Raw genomic sequence first — 15,583 nt, 5'->3', positions numbered from 1 at the left:
AAGCGGCGACCAATGTCTGCCATCGGCACTGTTCCATTAACCTTGTCGCGGCTAGAACCCGGCCATGGTGGTGCGCACGGGATGGTTGGGGCTTGGTGCGACGGCCGTTCTTCTGCTCGCCGACCCGGCCGCGGCGCAGACCGCGCCTGCCGAACTGCCACCGCTCGACCCCAATTCGCCGATGGCGGCGTTGCCCGACATCGGTGTCGCCTGGCCCGAGCTGGGCACCGACGCCGCGATCGCCAGCTCACCCCAGCAGTCGACCGACAGCGCCGCCGAGACGCGCTACACCTGGCGGCTCGACGGGATCGACGAGGTCGCGACGCCGCTGCTGCGCCAGCGCTTCACCCAACTTTCCACGCTGGCGGCCAACCGCGGCAAGGCCGCCAATGCCGCGCAGATCGACCGCCGGGCGCGCGAGGACGCCGATCTGCTCGGCACCTTGCTGCGGGGCGAGGGCTATTATGATGCGCGGGTGACGACGCGGGTGGAGCAGGGTGCGCGGCCGCTGGTGGTGCTCGAGGCCGAGCCGGGAACGCTGTATCGCTTCAACGGCGTCACGCTCGCCGGGGTCGCCGCCGCCGGCGCCAAGGCCGACGATCTCACCAAGGCGTTCGGGATCAAGCCGCAGGACCCGGTCAACGCCGATGCGGTGGTCGCCGGCGAGGCGCAGCTCAAGACGAGGGTGGGGCAGGAGGGGTTTCCCTTCGCCAGCATCGGCCAGCCCGAGATCGTGGTCGATCACGCGACCCGCACCGCGACGCTCGACCTGCCGGTCAGCCCGGGTACGCAGCGGCGGTTCGGCCGCCTCGTTGCGCTACCGGGCAACAAGGTGTTCGGCGCCGATCACGTCAGCGAGATCGCGCGCTTTTCGTCCGGCGATCCGTTCAACCAGACCTCGCTCGACGATCTGCGCCGCGCGCTGATCCAGACCGGGCTGATCTCGTCGGTGGAGGTCAAGCCGGTTGACGGCAGCGACCCGGCGGTGGTCGACATCGGGGTGAAGCTCGAGCCGGCGCCGCAGCATACCGTGGCGGGCGAGCTCGGCTATGGCACCGGCGAGGGCGCGCGCGCGGAACTCAGCTGGACCGATCGCAACCTGTTTCCGCCCGAGGGCGGACTGACCTTGCGCGGCGTGCTCGGCACCAAGGAGCAGCTCGGCAGCATCATCTTCCGCCGCAATAATTTCGAGGGCCGCGACCGGGTGCTGACCGCGCAGCTCGCCGCCGCGCATACCCAGCGCGACGCCTATGACGCCAAGACCTTTTCGCTCTCGGCGAGCCTGGAGCGGCAGACCAACATCTTCTTCCAGAAGACCTGGACCTGGTCGCTCGGCGGCGAGTTGGTCGCGTCCGACGAGCGCGACGTGATCGCGTCGACCGGCGAACCGCGGCGGCGGACCTTCTTCATCGCCGCGGCGCCGACCACGCTCAACTATGATGGCTCGGACGATCTGCTCAACCCGACCAAGGGCTTCCGCCTCGGCGGACGGCTCAGCCCCGAGCTGTCGCTGCAGGGCGCCGTGTTCGGCTATACGCGCGCGCAGATCGATGCGAGCGGATACCAGCCATTGGGCGATAAGCTGGTGCTCGCCGGGCGGGTGCGGATCGGCTCGATCCTCGGCGCGCCGCGTGATGAAATCGCGCCGTCGCGGCGCTTCTATGCCGGCGGCGGCGCCTCGGTGCGCGGCTATGCCTATCAGGCGATCGGGCCACGCGACGTCAACAACGATCCGATCGGCGGCCGCAGCCTCGCCGAATTCTCGGTAGAGGCGCGGGTCAAGGCGTTCGGCAACTTTGGCGTGGTGCCCTTCCTCGATGGCGGCAACATCTACACCTCGACGCTGCCGACCTTCTCGACGCTGCAATATGGCGCGGGCATCGGCGTGCGTTACTATTCGAACTTCGGGCCGATCCGCGTCGATGTCGGCACGCCGCTCAATCCAAAACCCGGTGACAGCCGGCTCGGCGTCTACGTCTCGCTGGGACAGGCGTTTTGAGGCGGTGGCTGCGCTGGCTGGCGGCGGGGCTGATCGGGCTCGCGCTGATCGTGGCGGCGGCGCTGGCGATCGTCGATACCGGTCTCGGCCATCGCTGGGTGGCGGACCGGATCGGCTCGATCCGCAACAATAACGGGCTGCGCTTCACCGTCGGCCGGATCGACGGCTCGCTCTACGGCGCCACCCGCCTCAAGGACCTGCGCGTCTATGATCTCGACGGGCTGCTGTTCGAGGCCCCAGACGTGGCGCTCGACTGGCAGCCGTGGCGCTGGCTGCACAACCGGCTCGAGATCGAGCGGTTGGCGATCCCGCGGGCGATGCTGCTGCACGCGCCGCACACCCGGCCCGCCAGGCGGCGCGGGCCGATCCTGCCGGATTTCGATATCCATATCGGTGCCCTGGCGGTGGAGCGGCTCGAACTCGCCCGGCTGGTGCTCGGCACGCCACGGCTGGGGCGGCTCGCCGGCCGCGCCGACATCCATGCCGGCCGCGCCTTCGTCCGCCTCGACGGGCTGGTCGCCGGCACCGACCGGCTGGTGGTGCGGATCGATGCCGAGCCCGATCGCAACCGCTTCGAACTCGCCGTCAAGGCGCGCGGCGCCGTCGGCGGCGTGCTGGCGCGGATGGCGGGGGTCCGGGCGCCGGTGTCGCTCGACGTTGACGGCGATGGCCATTGGGCGGCCTGGCACGGGCGGGCCGTGGCGGCGGCGGGCGCGCAGCGGGTCGCCGCACTGGCGCTGAGCGCGCAGGCCGGGCGCTACACGTTGTCGGGCACGCTGGCGCCCGGATCGCTGCTCACCGGCAAGCTGCAGCGGCTGAGCAGCCCGCGGGTGCTGGTCAACGGCAGCGCGGGCTTTGCCGATCGCCGGCTCGATGGCCAGCTCAGCCTGCGCTCGCCGTCGCTCGCGGTAGATACACAGGGCGTGATCGATCTTGCCGGCAATGCCTGGCGCAACGTGCGGATCAAGGCGCGGCTGCTGCGGCCACCGGCGCTGTTCGGCAACATGACCGGGCAGGGCATGGAATTGCGCGCGCTCCTGGACGGGGCGTTTTCAGCCGCCCGGTTCGACTATCGGATCGATGCGCCGCGCTTCGCCTTCGACAACACCGGGTTCGAGCAGGCGCATCTCGTCGGCCATGGGCGGCTCTCCAGCGCGCCGGTGCTCGTCACCTCGCGGTTCACCGCCGGTCGGGTGACGGGGGTGGGCGACGTCGCCGGCGGCATCCTGCGCAACCTCAGCGTCGATGGCGTGCTCAAGGTAACGCCGACGCTGCTCACCGGCGACAATCTGCAACTGCGTTCCGACAAGCTGACGGCCCGGATCATGCTCGCGCTCGACCTGCGCACCGGGCGCTACGAGGTAGGGCTGAACGGCGCGCTCGGGCGCTATCTGATCCCCGGGCTGGGTGTGGTCGACGTGTCGTCGACGTTGCGGGTGGTGCCGGGCGCGAACGGGCACGGCACCCGGGTGGTGGGGCGCGGCACCGCGCAGATGCTGCGGCTCGACAATGCGTTCTTCCGCAGCCTCACCGGCGGCCTGCCGCACCTCGTCAGCAACCTCGAGCGGACCCCCGACGGCATCCTCCACTTCACCGACCTGCTGCTGACCTCGCCGCAGCTCACCCTGCGCGGGCAGGGCCATCGGCGGCGCGACGGCACCTTCTATTTCGAGGGCAGCGGCCGTCAGGCGAGCTACGGCCCGCTGACGCTGCGGCTCGACGGCAGGATCGACCGGCCGACGCTCGATCTCGTCTTCGCCAGCCCGAATGCGACGCTGGGGCTCGCCAACGTCCGCGCGCACCTCGACCCGACGGCGCAAGGCTTCAGCTTCACCGCGCAAGGGCAGTCACGGATCGGCGCCTTCACCGGTGCCGGCGCGATCCTGTTGCCGCCGGGCGGCCAGGCGGTGATCGACATCGCCCGGCTCGACGTCGCCGGGACCCATGCCGCGGGACGGCTGGCCGTCGTCGATGGCGGGTTCGACGGCAAGTTGACGGTGAACGGCGGCGGCCTTGCCGGCGATCTGCTGTTCCGGCCGGTCGGCACGATCCAGCGAATCGAGGGGCATCTCGACGCCACCAACGCCACGCTGGCCGGCGCGGTCCTGCGCGGCGGCCACCTCGATCTGGTGACGCTGCTCGATCCTGCGGGCACGTCGGTGGAGGCGACCGCGACCGGCGCGGGGGTGCGGCGCGGACAATTGAGCCTCGCCCGGTTTGCCGGCAACATGCGGCTGCGTGGCGGCGTCGGCGAGATCCGTGCCTCGATCGCGGGATCGCGCGGGCGGGCGTTCGATATCCAGACGGTGACCGAGGTGAGCGACGACCGCTATGCGATCAGTGCCCAGGGCACGCTCGATCGCCGGCCGCTCAAGCTGCTCGCGCCGGCGGTGCTGACCCGCGAGGGCGATGGCGATGATGCCGGCTGGCGGCTCGCGCCGACCCGGCTGAGCTTCGCCGGCGGCGAGGCCGAGGTCGGTGGCCGCTTCACCGACACCAGTACCGGCATCACCGCGACGCTGACGAGCATGCCGCTGGCGATCCTCGACATCGGCTATCCCGGGCTGGGGCTGAGCGGCACCGTGTCGGGCACGGTCGCCTATGACGTCGCGGCGGGGCGGGCGCCGACCGGCAAGACCAACATCACCGTGCGCGGGCTGAGCCGCGCCGGGCTGGTGCTGTCGTCACGGCCGATCGACGTCGGTATCGCCGGTGTTCTCTCCGCCGACAAACTCGGCGTCCGTGCGGTGATGGCATCGGGCGGCAAGACGATCGGGCGGGCCCAGGCGCTGCTGACGCCGCTCGGCGGCGGCGATCTGGCGACGCGGATCGCCCATGCGCCACTGTTTGCCCAGCTGCGCTACGGTGGCCCGGCCGACACCCTGTGGCGGCTGACCGGGGTGGAATTGTTCGACCTGTCCGGGCCGGTGTCGATCGGCGCCGACGTGTCGGGCAGCGTCGCCGCACCGGCGATTCGCGGCGTCGTCCAGGCGAACAATGCGCGGATCGAGAGCGCGACCACCGGGACGGTGCTTACCAACGTCCAGGCGAGTGGGCGGTTCGGCGGCTCGCGGCTGCAGATCGATCGCTTCGCCGCCGATGCCGGCAAGGGTGGGCATGTGACGGGCAGCGGCGGCTTCGACTTCGCCGCCCAGCACGGCCTCGGCCTCGCCATCAAGCTCGACGCCGATCGCGCGGTGATGATCAACCGCGACGACATCGGCGCGACCGTGACCGGGCCGCTGACCTTCACCTCGGACGGCGCCGGTGGCGTCATCGCCGGCGACGTGGTGCTCAACCGCAGTCGCTACCGCCTCGGCCAGGCGAGTGCGGCGAGCGCGGTGCCGCAGCTCAACATCCGCGAGATCAACCTGCCCGGTGGAGCGGAAGAAGACGAGGCGCCGACCGCACCGTGGACGCTCGCGATCAAGGCCCGTGCGCCCAATGCGGTGAGCGTCAGCGGGCTCGGGCTGAGCAGCGAATGGTCGGCGGACCTGCGCATCGCCGGGCAGCCGGCCAATCCGGCGATCACCGGCGAGGCCAAGCTGATCCGCGGCGATTATGAGTTCGCCGGGCGCAAGTTCGAGCTCGACCGCGGGGTGATCCGCTTTGCCGGCGAGGTCCCCGCCAACCCTGCGCTCGATATCGCCGCCAATGCCGACAGTACCGGGCTGAGCGCGACGATCCGCGTCACCGGCTATGCGCTGAAGCCCGAGATCAGCTTCACCAGCACGCCCGCGCTGCCCGAGGACGAACTGCTGTCACGCCTGCTGTTCGGCACCTCGATCACCAGTCTGTCGGCGCCGGAGGCGCTGCAGCTCGCCGCGGCGGTGGCGGCGCTGCAGAATGGCGGCAACGGGCTCAACCCGATCAACGCAGTGCGCCGCGCCGCCGGTCTTGATCGACTGCGCATCCTGCCGGCCGATCCGCAGACCGGGCAAGGCACGTCGATTGCCGCGGGCAAATATGTGACGCGGAAGTTCTACGCCGAGATCGTCACCGACGGGCAGGGCTATTCGGCGACCCAAGTGGAGTTCCAGGTGACACGCTGGCTGTCGCTGCTGTCGAGCATCTCGACGCTGGGGCGGCAGAGCGCCAACGTGCGGGTGTCCAAGGATTATTGAGGGCGCGCGAAGCCAATTGCCTCCCACGTCGCTGCCGCGATCCGGCCGCTTCAGAAGAGAGCCGTCACCCCAGCGAAAGCTGGGGTCTTCTGCGGCGGCTGTCCTCCCCTTGCCGTAAAAGATCCCAGCTTTCGCTGGGATGACGGGCGCAAGGCGGAGGCGCCCTAGAACAGTCCCTGGATCAGCCCGTCTGCATCGATCCGGATCGCCTCCGCGGCAGGCACGCGCGGCAGGCCGGGCATGGTCATCAGCTCGCCGCAGATCGCGACGATGAACCCAGCGCCGGCCGCTAGCCGTACCTCGCGGACCGGGACGACATGGCCCGTCGGCGCGCCGAGCAAGGCCGGGTCGGTCGAGAAGCTGTACTGGGTCTTGGCCATGCACACCGAGAGGTGGCCATAGCCTGCCTGCTCCCAGGCAGTGAGCTGCGCGCGGATCGACGGCGCGGCGATCGCTTCCTCGGCGCGGTAGATGCGGGTGGCGACGGTGTTGATCTTGTCGAACAGCGGCAGCGCATCGTCGTAGATCGGCGAAAACTGCGCGGCATCGGCGGCGGTGAGCGCAGCAACCGCCTCGGCGAGCTCGACCGCGCCGGCCCCGCCCTCGGCCCAATGGCGGCAGAGGATCGCGCGGGTGCCATGCGCGGCGACGATCTCCTGGACCAGGCTCGTCTCGGCGGCGCTGTCGGCATCGAAATGGTTGATCGCGACCACCGCGGGGACGCCGAACTGGCGGACGTTCTCGATATGGCGGACGAGGTTGACCGCGCCGCGGCGCACCGCTTCGACGTCTTCGCGGCCGAGATCGGTCTTGGGGACGCCGCCGTTCATCTTGAGCGCGCGGACGGTGGCGACGATCACCACGGCGGCCGGGGCGAGGCCGGCCTGGCGGCATTTGATATCGAAGAACTTTTCGGCGCCGAGGTCTGCACCGAACCCTGCCTCGGTGACGACATAGTCGCCGAGCGCCAGCGCGGTCTTGGTGGCGATCACCGAATTGCAGCCATGGGCGATGTTGGCGAACGGGCCGCCGTGGATCAGCGCAGGATTGCCCTCGAGCGTCTGCACGAGATTGGGCTTGATCGCCTGGGCGAGCAGCACCGCCATCGCGCCATCGGCCTTTAGGTCGCGTGCCGTCACCGGGCGCTTGTCGCGGGTGGTGGCGACGACGATGCGACCGAGGCGGCGTTCGAGATCCTCGAGATCCTCGGCGAGGCAGAGGATCGCCATCACTTCGGACGCGACGGTGATGTCGAAGCCCGATTCGCGTGGGAATCCGTTGGCGGCGCCGCCGAGCGACTGGACGACATCGCGCAGCGCGCGATCGTTCATGTCGAGCACGCGGCGCCAGCTGATCCGGCGCACGTCGATGTCGAGCGCATTGCCCCAATAGACATGGTTGTCGATCATCGCCGCGAGCAGGTTGTGCGCCGCGGTGATGGCGTGGAAATCGCCGGTGAAGTGGAGGTTGATGTCCTCCATCGGCACCACCTGGGCATGGCCGCCGCCGGTGGCGCCGCCCTTGGTGCCGAAGCACGGGCCGAGCGACGGCTCGCGCAACGCGAGCACGGTCTTGCGGCCCGTGCGGTTGAGCGCATCTGCGAGGCCGACCGAGGTGGTGGTCTTGCCCTCGCCGGCGGGCGTCGGGTTAATCGCGGTGACCAAGATCAGCTTGCCGCGCGGGCTCGCGGCGAGATCGAGCTGGGTGACGTCGAGCTTGGCCTTGTGGTGGCCGTATGGCTCCACCGCGGCGGGGGGAATTGCGAGCGCGGCGGCGATCTCACCGATCGGGCGGAGGGTGGCGGCGCGGGAAATGGCGATGTCGGTCTGCATGATCGCCGCCTAGCGGGGGAGCGACGGCGATGCTAGGCGCGCCGGCGATGACTGCTGCCGATCTTCGCGACCTGTTCCTCGCCACCCTGGTGAAGGAGGCCGGCGGCAACCGCCGGCGCTGGCGGATCGTGCTCGGCGAGGTGCGGGTCTACGATCGTGCCACCCACGCGCATTGCAACTGGTCGGTGTCGCCGTCGGGCAGCTATGATGAGATCGCCGAGGTCGAGCGGGTCGCCGACGACCTGCGCGCCCGCCACCCGCTGATCGACTAGGACGCGGCGCCTCGGCCGAGGCGCTCGGCGTGCCAACCGAGGTGATCGGCCATGAACGTGGCGACGAAATAATAGCTGTGGTCGTAGCCGGGCTGCATGCGCAGCGTCAGATCGATCCCGGCCTCGGCACAGGCGGCGGCGAGCAGCTCGGGTCTGAGCTGCTCGGCAAGGAACTGGTCGGCGTCGCCCTGGTCGACGAGCAGCGCCGGCACGCGTGCGCCATCCTCGATCAGCGCCACCGCGTTATGGGCGCGCCACGCGGCACGGTCAGGCCCAAGATAGCCGCCGAGCGCCTTTTCGCCCCAGGGTACCTGCGACGGTGCGACGATCGGCGCGAAGGCGGAGACGGCGCGGTAGCGATCGGGATAGGTGAGGCCGATGGTGAGCGCGCCATGGCCGCCCATCGAATGGCCCATGATCGATTGACGGACCATGTCGGCGGCGGGAAATTCGGCGGCAATCAGCGCCGGCAACTCGTCGGTGACGTAGCGCCACATCCGGTAGTTGGCGGCGAACGGCGACTGGGTGGCGTCGACGTAGAAGCCGGCGCCGAGCCCGAAGTCATAGGCGCGGGCGGGATCGTCGGGCACGCCCTCGCCGCGCGGGCTGGTGTCCGGCGCGACGAAGATCAGGCCGAGTTCGGCGCAGGCGCGGCGATAGTCGCCCTTGTCGGTGACGTTAGCGTGGGTGCAGGTGAGGCCGGACAGATACCACACCACCGGCAGCGTGGTGCCTTCCTCATGTGGCGGCACATAGACGGAGAAGGTCATCGGCGTGCCGGTGGCGCTCGACTGATGCCGGTACACGCCCTGGGTGCCGCCGAACGCCCGGTTGGTCGACAGCGTCTCGACCGTCATGCCGGCACCGGCAGCCGGTGGAGCGCGCACAGCTTGTTGCCGTCGGGATCGCGCAGATAGGCCAGGTAGAGCGGCCCGACGGGCCCCTGACGGATGCCGGGATCGTCTTCCACCGGCGTGCCGCCGTTGGCAGCGCCGGCCTGATGCCATGCATCGGCCTGTTCGGGGCTGGCCATCACGAAGCCGGTGGTGCTGCCGTTGCCCGCCGTCGCAGGCGCGCCGTCGATCGGGCGGGTGATTAGCAGTCGGCCGCCGTTATGCGCGTAGAACAGCCGGCCATAGCGATCGATCTGCCCGGCCGGCCCGCCGATCGCGGCGAACAGCGCGTCGTAGAAGCGGCGCGAGCGCTCGAGATCGTCGCTGCCGAGCATCATGTGGCTGAACATCGGGTTCCTTTCGTGATTGGTGACTAGCGGTTGCGGACAGGCGCCCGCACGCCCGCCCGCTCGATCAGAACAGCACCACGCTGCGGATGCTTTCGCCGGCGTGCATCAGGTCGAAGCCCTTGTTGATCTCGTCGAGGGTGAGGACGTGGGTGATCATCGGGTCGATCTCGATCTTGCCGTTCATGTACCAGTCGACGATCTTGGGCACATCGGTGCGGCCCTTGGCACCGCCGAACGCGGTGCCGCGCCAGTTGCGCCCGGTGACGAGCTGGAACGGCCGGGTGCTGATCTCCTTACCGGCCTCGGCGACGCCGATGATGATGCTGGTGCCCCAGCCGCGGTGGCACGCCTCGAGCGCGGTGCGCATCACCTCGGTATTGCCGGTGCAGTCGAAGGTGAAGTCGGCGCCGCCGTCGGTGAGCGCGAGGATCGCCGCGATCGTCTCCTCGCGCGACTGGCCCTTCGGATTGATGAAGTCGGTCATGCCGAACCGGCGGCCCCATTCCTCGCGATCGGGGTTGATGTCGACGCCCATGATCCTGTTCGCGCCCGCCATCTTGGCGCCCTGGAGCACGTTGAGGCCGATTCCGCCGAGGCCGAACACGACGACGTTGTCGCCGACCTGGACCTTGGCGGTGTTGACCACCGCGCCGACCCCGGTGGTGACCCCGCAGCCGATGTAGCAGCTGGTCTTGAACGGCGCGTCGGCGCGGATCTTAGCGACCGCGATCTCGGGCAGCACGGTGAAGTTCGAGAAGGTCGAGCAGCCCATGTAATGGAAGATCGGCTGGCTCTTGTAGCTGAAGCGGGTGGTGCCGTCGGGCATCAGCCCCTTGCCTTGGGTGGCGCGGATCGCAGTGCAGAGATTGGTCTTGCCGCTGAGGCACGACTTACACTGGCGGCATTCGGGGGTGTAGAGCGGGATGACGTGATCGCCCGGCGCCACGGAGGTGACGCCGGCGCCGACCTCGCGGACGATGCCCGCGCCTTCATGGCCGAGCACGCTCGGGAACAGGCCCTCGCTGTCGAGCCCGTCGAGCGTATAGGCATCGGTGTGGCAGATGCCGGTCGCCATGATCTCCACCAGCACCTCGCCGGCCTTGGGGCCTTCAAGATCGAGCTCGACGATCTCGAGCGGTTGCTTGGCTTCAAAGGCGACGGCGGCGCGGGTCTTCATGGCATCATCTCTCCAGACGGAACCGGCGGGTGACTAGGCACTTTGCGCGCGCTTGGTAAGCCGTTTGCGCAACCAAAACCCGATGCGCTTGCACCATCCGCGCAAATCTCGGCCGGTGTTCGATACGCAAACGGATCGATCCGCCGTGCGCCTCGTTCCCCGTCCAGATCATCAAGGGGATTCGGGTGCGTACCAGTCATATCACCACGGCGCTGCTGGCTTCAATTGCGCTAGCCGGCTGCCAGGTTTCGACCACGACCAGCAATTCCACCGCCACCACCACCGGAACGCCGCCGAGCATCGCTCAGGCCGATCTGCAGGCTGCAGCGAGCGATGCCGATGGCAAGGCCTTTTACGCAGCAAACAACTGGCAGGCGGCCTGGACCGACGGCTCGGCGAAGGCGCTGGTGGACGCGATCGATCACCGCGCTGCGCACGGCCTCGACCAGTGGCAGGTGCCGTTGCCCGCCAAGGACTCGAGCCCCGCGGCACGCGAGGCGGGGCTGACCCGCGCGGCACTGCTTTATGCCGGCGCGCTCGCGCATGGCGTCACCGATCCGACCCAGCTCTACAAGATCTATACCCTGCCGCGGCCGACGACGGACGTGCGCGCCGGGCTGCTCGGGGCGCTGAAGGCAGGCAAGCTTGCCGATTGGCTCGGCTCGCTGGCGCCGCAGAGCGACACCTACAAGCAACTCTCCAAGGCCTATCTCGGCTACCGCAAGGATGCCGGCACCGGCACGCCGGGCGCGATCCCGCCGGTGGAAAAGCCGATCGAGATCGGCGACAGCAACCCCCGCGTGCCGATCATCGCCGCGCGGCTGGTCGACAATGAGTATCTTCCCGCCGAGGCCGCGCCGCGTGCCGCTGGCTCGACCCCGCCGTCGCCGGTCTACACGCCGGCTATCGCGGCCGGGGTGAAGCGATTGCAGGCCGACTATGGGATCGAGCCCGACGGCAAGATCGGCGCTGACACGCTCGAGCTGCTCAACCAGTCGCCCGCCGATCTCGCGCGCGCAACGGCGGTGGCGCTGGAGCGCCAGCGCTGGCTCGACCGGGCGCCACCGGCAACGCGGATCGACGTCAACCTCGCTACCGCGCGGCTCAACTACTGGCGCGACGGCAAGGTCGTCGACAGCCGCAAGGTGGTGGTCGGCGATCCCGAGACGCCGACGCCGCAGCTCGGCTCGCCGATCTTCCGCCTGGTCGCCAACCCGACTTGGACGATCCCGCGGTCGATCCAGGAGAAGGATCTCAAGGGCAAGAGCGCGGCCTATCTGCACCAGCACAACATGGCGTGGAAGGATGGCTGGATCGTCCAGCAGCCGGGCCCGCAGAACTCGCTCGGCCTGGTCAAGTTCGACATGCAGAACGATCATGCGATCTATCTCCACGACACGCCGGCCAAGACGCTGTTCGACAAGAATCAGCGGCAGCTGAGCCATGGCTGCATCCGCGTGTTCGACGCGCTCGGCTTCGCCGGGATCGTCGCCGCGGCGGAGGGCGTCACCGACGAATGGAACAAGGCGCGGGCCACCGGCAGGGAGACCTTCGTCAAGCTGCCGCAGCAGATCCCGGTGCGGCTGCTCTACGACACGGTGGTGCCGGACGGGCAGGGCGGCGTGGCGGTGCGCACCGATCCCTATGGCTGGAACGATGCGGTGTCGCAGAAGATCGGCTTCGGCGTCGCGCCCGGCAAGCACTTCCATGCCGAGACAGGCGACGTCGGGCCGTAACGGCTGGACGCTTCCGCATGCATGGCCGGGATGGAGCATCCCTCCATCCCGGCCATTTACGTTTGTGTGACCTCAAAACCACGCAACAATACGTTAGAAGCGGATATCGTATAATGTATTTGACTATGATGTGACGACATGGTGGATTGGCGGCAGAGATAAAAAGGGAAGCGGCCACCTCATGACATCGTTCGTCGGCACCAATCGTCAGCGCGCCTGCGCAGGGGCATTCATCGCCATGCTGCTCTCGACCAGCGCCTATGCGCAGGTCGTGCCAGGGCCCGAGGCCCCGACCGACGCGGTCGTCACGCCCGATGCGGCTAGTGCGACCACGACGGCCGACGACGATACCATCGTGGTGACCGGCACGCGCATCCGTCGCCCGGGTCTGGAGAGCAACAGCCCCATCACGACGGTGAGCAACCAGGAAATTAAATATACCGGCGCCGTCCAGGTGGAGAACGTGCTCAACCGACTCCCGCAATTTACCGCGGATGCCAACGAGAATGCCTCGAACGGTTCTGACGGCACCGCCAACATCAACCTGCGCAATCTCGGCTCGAACCGGGTGCTGACGCTGCTTAACGGCCAGCGACTGATGCCGTCGCAGGCAATCGATCTCAACTTCGTGCCGTCCACGCTGATCGACCGGGTCGACGTGGTCACCGGCGGTGCCTCGGCGGTGTACGGGTCGGATGCCATGTCCGGCGTCGTCAACTTCGTGTTGAAGGACCATCTCGACGGGTTGCGCATCGACGTGCAGGGCGGACTGACCCAGCACGTCAACAACGACAACTATCTGCGTGGGCTGGTTGACGACGCCGGCTACGCCAACGCGCCGCGCCACGTCGCCAATGGTGGCAAGCAGGACGTCAACGCCGCCTACGGCAAGAATTTCGCCGATGGTCGCGGCAATATCACTGTCTATGGTGGCTACCGCCACGCCGATCCGGTGCTTGAGTCGACTCGCGACGTTTCCGCCTGCGCGCTCAACCAGGTGGATTCCGACACCACCGCCGGCACCGGCCTGACCTGCGGCGGCTCAAGCAACGGCACCTATGGCGCCTTCACCCCGCTCGGCGGTCCCAACCAGGGCAAGACGCTCGCCAACAGCAAGGATGGCAGCAAGACCTGGGTGCCGTACGACAACAGCTTTGCCTATAACTATTCGCCAACCAACTATTTCCAGCGCTCCGACGAGCGCTACACCGGCGGCGCCTTTGCCAAGTTCCAGATCGTGCCGGCCGCCGAGGTCTACGGCAGCTTCATGTACATGAAGGATCACACCTTCTCGCAGGTGGCGCCATCGGCGCTGTTCTTCGGCACCGCGTTCACCGTGCCGTGCAACAACCCCTTGATGAGCGCCGCCCAGCAGGCTGCGCTCTGCGGTGCCAATGCGGGCACGGCGGCAACCCAGGACACGCTGATCGGATACCGCCTTGGCAACGGCCAGTCGCGTCGCGACGACCTGCGCCACCAGGACTATCGCTATCAGGCCGGCATCCGCGGCGACATCGGCCACGGCTTCAACTACGACGTCAGCTACCTGTATTCGCTCGTGAAATATAACGAGACGTACATGAACAACGTCGACAACGTTAAGGCGCAGCGCGCGCTGGACGTCGTCAACGTCAATGGCGTGCCGACCTGCCGCTCGGTAATCGACGGCAGCGATCCTGCCTGTACGCCGCTCAACGTGTTCCAGGCGAACAGCATCACCGCCGATCAGGCCGCTTATCTGTTCTCCGAGAGCAACACTGCCTCGCGCAACTCGCTCCAGGTAGTCTCGGCAAATCTCAGCGGCGATCTCGGCACCTTCGGCATCACCAGCCCGTGGGCGAGCCGCGGCGTCAACATTGCGCTGGGCTTCGAGCATCGTCGCGAGACGCTCAACTTCACCGTCGACGCGATCGCACTCCAGAACGGATCGGCAGCGTCGGACGGGCGGATCAGCGTCAACGAAGGCTATGGCGAGATCGAGGTGCCGATCCTGCAGGATCTACCGTTCGTTCACGCCCTGACGCTCAACGGCGGCCTGCGCTATTCGTCCTATCATAACGATCAACAGTCGACCGGGATCAACTCCAAGTACACCGCCTGGACCTACAAGGGCGAGATGAGCTGGGCGCCATCGCAGGACGGGCGGCTTCGGCTGAGCTACAACCGCGCGATCCGCGCGCCCAATGTCAACGAGCTGTTTGCCGCACAGACGATCGGCAACGTCGCCGCCCAGGATCCCTGCTCGGGCGCCTCGCCGACGGCGTCGCTCGCTGCCTGCCAGCTGACCGGCGTTACCGCTGCGCAATATGGCAGCATCATCGCCTGCCCCTCCACCCAATGCTCGGGCCAGTTCGGCGGCAACGCGGCGCTGAAGCCGGAAACGGCCGATACTTATACGGCGGGTGTGGTGCTGACGCCGCGCACGCTGCGTAACTTCTCGCTGTCGCTCGATTACTATCACATCAAGATCAAGGACTATATCAGCTCGGTCGCGCCGTCGCTGGCGATCAGCCAGTGCGTGGCCTCGGGCGATCCTTATTATTGCGGGCTGTTCACGCGCGATCCGCGCTCGGGCGCGATCTTCGGCACCAACGGCTACATCGTCTCGACGACCTACAACACGGGCTCGCTCAAGACTTCCGGGCTTGACGTGACCGCCGACTACACGCTCGGCCTCGGCGGGTTCGGCAAGATCAACCTCAACCTGGTCGGCACCCGCGTGCTCAACCAGGTGTCCGAGCCGTTGCCCGACCTCGGCACCTATGACTGCAACGGCTATTATGGCTACACCTGCGGCCAGCCCAACCCCAAGTGGCGCCACGTGTTGCGCGCGACCTGGATCATGCCTGAGGGGGCGACCCTGTCGGTGGCGTGGCGTTATATCGACAGCACCAAGCTGTCGTCGCTGTCGGACAATTCGTTCCTCAGCGGTACCGGTAGTGTCGTCAACGGCCGCATCCCGGTCTACAACTACTTCGATCTCGCCGGCACCGTTGCGGTCGGCAAGGGGCTGTCGCTCCGCGCCGGCGTCAACAACCTGCTCGACAAGGATGCACCCGCGATCGCCTCCGGCATCCTTTCCTCGTTTAGCAACGGCAACACCTATCCAGGCGTGTACGATGCCCTCGGGCGCACGATCTTCGTGGGCGCGACCGTCAATTTCTAAGCCGGACGGGCCGGGCGCCCTGCGCGTCCGGCCC

Annotated in this window: 9 protein-coding genes; 5 read left to right on the top strand and 4 right to left on the bottom strand. The window is 68.1% G+C overall.

Annotation, left to right across the window (positions count from 1 at the left end; translation table 11 throughout):
• Nucleotides 1-64: 64 nt before the first annotated feature.
• Both OXR60_RS11185 and OXR60_RS11180 read left to right on the top strand, forming a co-directional pair.
• Nucleotides 65-1,999: a BamA/TamA family outer membrane protein gene (locus OXR60_RS11185; protein ID WP_267395981.1), complete on the top strand. Its 1,935-nt coding sequence runs from the start codon at nt 65-67 to the stop codon at nt 1,997-1,999.
• Nucleotides 1,996-6,123 (top strand): translocation/assembly module TamB, encoded by a 4,128-nt coding sequence (locus tag OXR60_RS11180; protein ID WP_267395980.1) that lies wholly within the window; start codon nt 1,996-1,998, stop codon nt 6,121-6,123. The genes OXR60_RS11185 and OXR60_RS11180 overlap by 4 nt, the downstream gene beginning before the upstream one ends.
• A 164-nt stretch (nt 6,124-6,287) precedes the next feature.
• On the opposite strand, the gene OXR60_RS11175 is transcribed toward OXR60_RS11180, so the two are convergent.
• Nucleotides 6,288-7,955, bottom strand: a complete 1,668-nt coding sequence (locus tag OXR60_RS11175; protein WP_267395979.1) for a formate--tetrahydrofolate ligase — start codon at nt 7,953-7,955, stop codon at nt 6,288-6,290.
• Between the two features lie 47 nt (nt 7,956-8,002).
• Here OXR60_RS11175 and OXR60_RS11170 point away from each other — a divergent pair, with 47 nt between their 5' ends.
• Complete coding sequence (locus tag OXR60_RS11170; RefSeq protein WP_267395978.1) at nt 8,003-8,227, top strand: hypothetical protein; 225 nt, start codon at nt 8,003-8,005, stop codon at nt 8,225-8,227.
• On the opposite strand, the gene fghA is transcribed toward OXR60_RS11170, so the two are convergent.
• The 3 genes from fghA to OXR60_RS11155 form a co-directional block, all read right to left on the bottom strand.
• On the bottom strand, nt 8,224-9,084 hold the full coding sequence (gene fghA / locus OXR60_RS11165; protein ID WP_267395977.1) for an S-formylglutathione hydrolase: 861 nt from the start codon (nt 9,082-9,084) through the stop codon (nt 8,224-8,226). The genes OXR60_RS11170 and fghA overlap by 4 nt on opposite strands.
• On the bottom strand, nt 9,081-9,470 hold the full coding sequence (locus OXR60_RS11160; RefSeq protein WP_267395976.1) for a VOC family protein: 390 nt from the start codon (nt 9,468-9,470) through the stop codon (nt 9,081-9,083). The genes fghA and OXR60_RS11160 overlap by 4 nt, the downstream gene beginning before the upstream one ends.
• Before the next feature lie 64 nt (nt 9,471-9,534).
• A complete protein-coding gene (locus tag OXR60_RS11155) occupies nt 9,535-10,647 on the bottom strand; it encodes an S-(hydroxymethyl)glutathione dehydrogenase/class III alcohol dehydrogenase (RefSeq protein WP_267395975.1) in 1,113 nt (370 codons plus the stop codon).
• Between the two features lie 185 nt (nt 10,648-10,832).
• On the opposite strand from OXR60_RS11155, the gene OXR60_RS11150 reads away from it, so the two are divergent.
• Complete coding sequence (locus tag OXR60_RS11150) at nt 10,833-12,383, top strand: L,D-transpeptidase family protein (RefSeq protein ID WP_267395974.1); 1,551 nt, start codon at nt 10,833-10,835, stop codon at nt 12,381-12,383.
• Nucleotides 12,384-12,564: 181 nt separating this feature from the next.
• Complete coding sequence (locus tag OXR60_RS11145) at nt 12,565-15,549, top strand: TonB-dependent receptor (RefSeq protein WP_267395972.1); 2,985 nt, start codon at nt 12,565-12,567, stop codon at nt 15,547-15,549.
• Nucleotides 15,550-15,583: the final 34 nt, after the last annotated feature.

It is taken from the genome of Sphingomonas sp. GC_Shp_5 (genome assembly GCF_026540855.1).
Taxonomy (GTDB): domain Bacteria; phylum Pseudomonadota; class Alphaproteobacteria; order Sphingomonadales; family Sphingomonadaceae; genus Sphingomonas.
The sequence above is the reverse complement of the archived record's forward strand: the minus strand, read 5'-3'. Positions and strand labels throughout refer to the sequence as shown.

What these genes read in the sequence shown, in the direction of transcription:
- OXR60_RS11185 (WP_267395981.1), top strand. Translation starts at nt 65, where the DNA reads ATGGTGGTGCGCACGGGATGGTTGGGGCTTGGTGCGACGGCCGTTCTT.
- OXR60_RS11155 (WP_267395975.1), bottom strand. Translation starts at nt 10,647, where the DNA reads ATGAAGACCCGCGCCGCCGTCGCCTTTGAAGCCAAGCAACCGCTCGAG.
- OXR60_RS11145 (WP_267395972.1), top strand. Translation starts at nt 12,565, where the DNA reads ATGACATCGTTCGTCGGCACCAATCGTCAGCGCGCCTGCGCAGGGGCA.
- fghA (WP_267395977.1), bottom strand. Translation starts at nt 9,084, where the DNA reads ATGACGGTCGAGACGCTGTCGACCAACCGGGCGTTCGGCGGCACCCAG.
- OXR60_RS11160 (WP_267395976.1), bottom strand. Translation starts at nt 9,470, where the DNA reads ATGTTCAGCCACATGATGCTCGGCAGCGACGATCTCGAGCGCTCGCGC.
- OXR60_RS11170 (WP_267395978.1), top strand. Translation starts at nt 8,003, where the DNA reads ATGACTGCTGCCGATCTTCGCGACCTGTTCCTCGCCACCCTGGTGAAG.
- OXR60_RS11175 (WP_267395979.1), bottom strand. Translation starts at nt 7,955, where the DNA reads ATGCAGACCGACATCGCCATTTCCCGCGCCGCCACCCTCCGCCCGATC.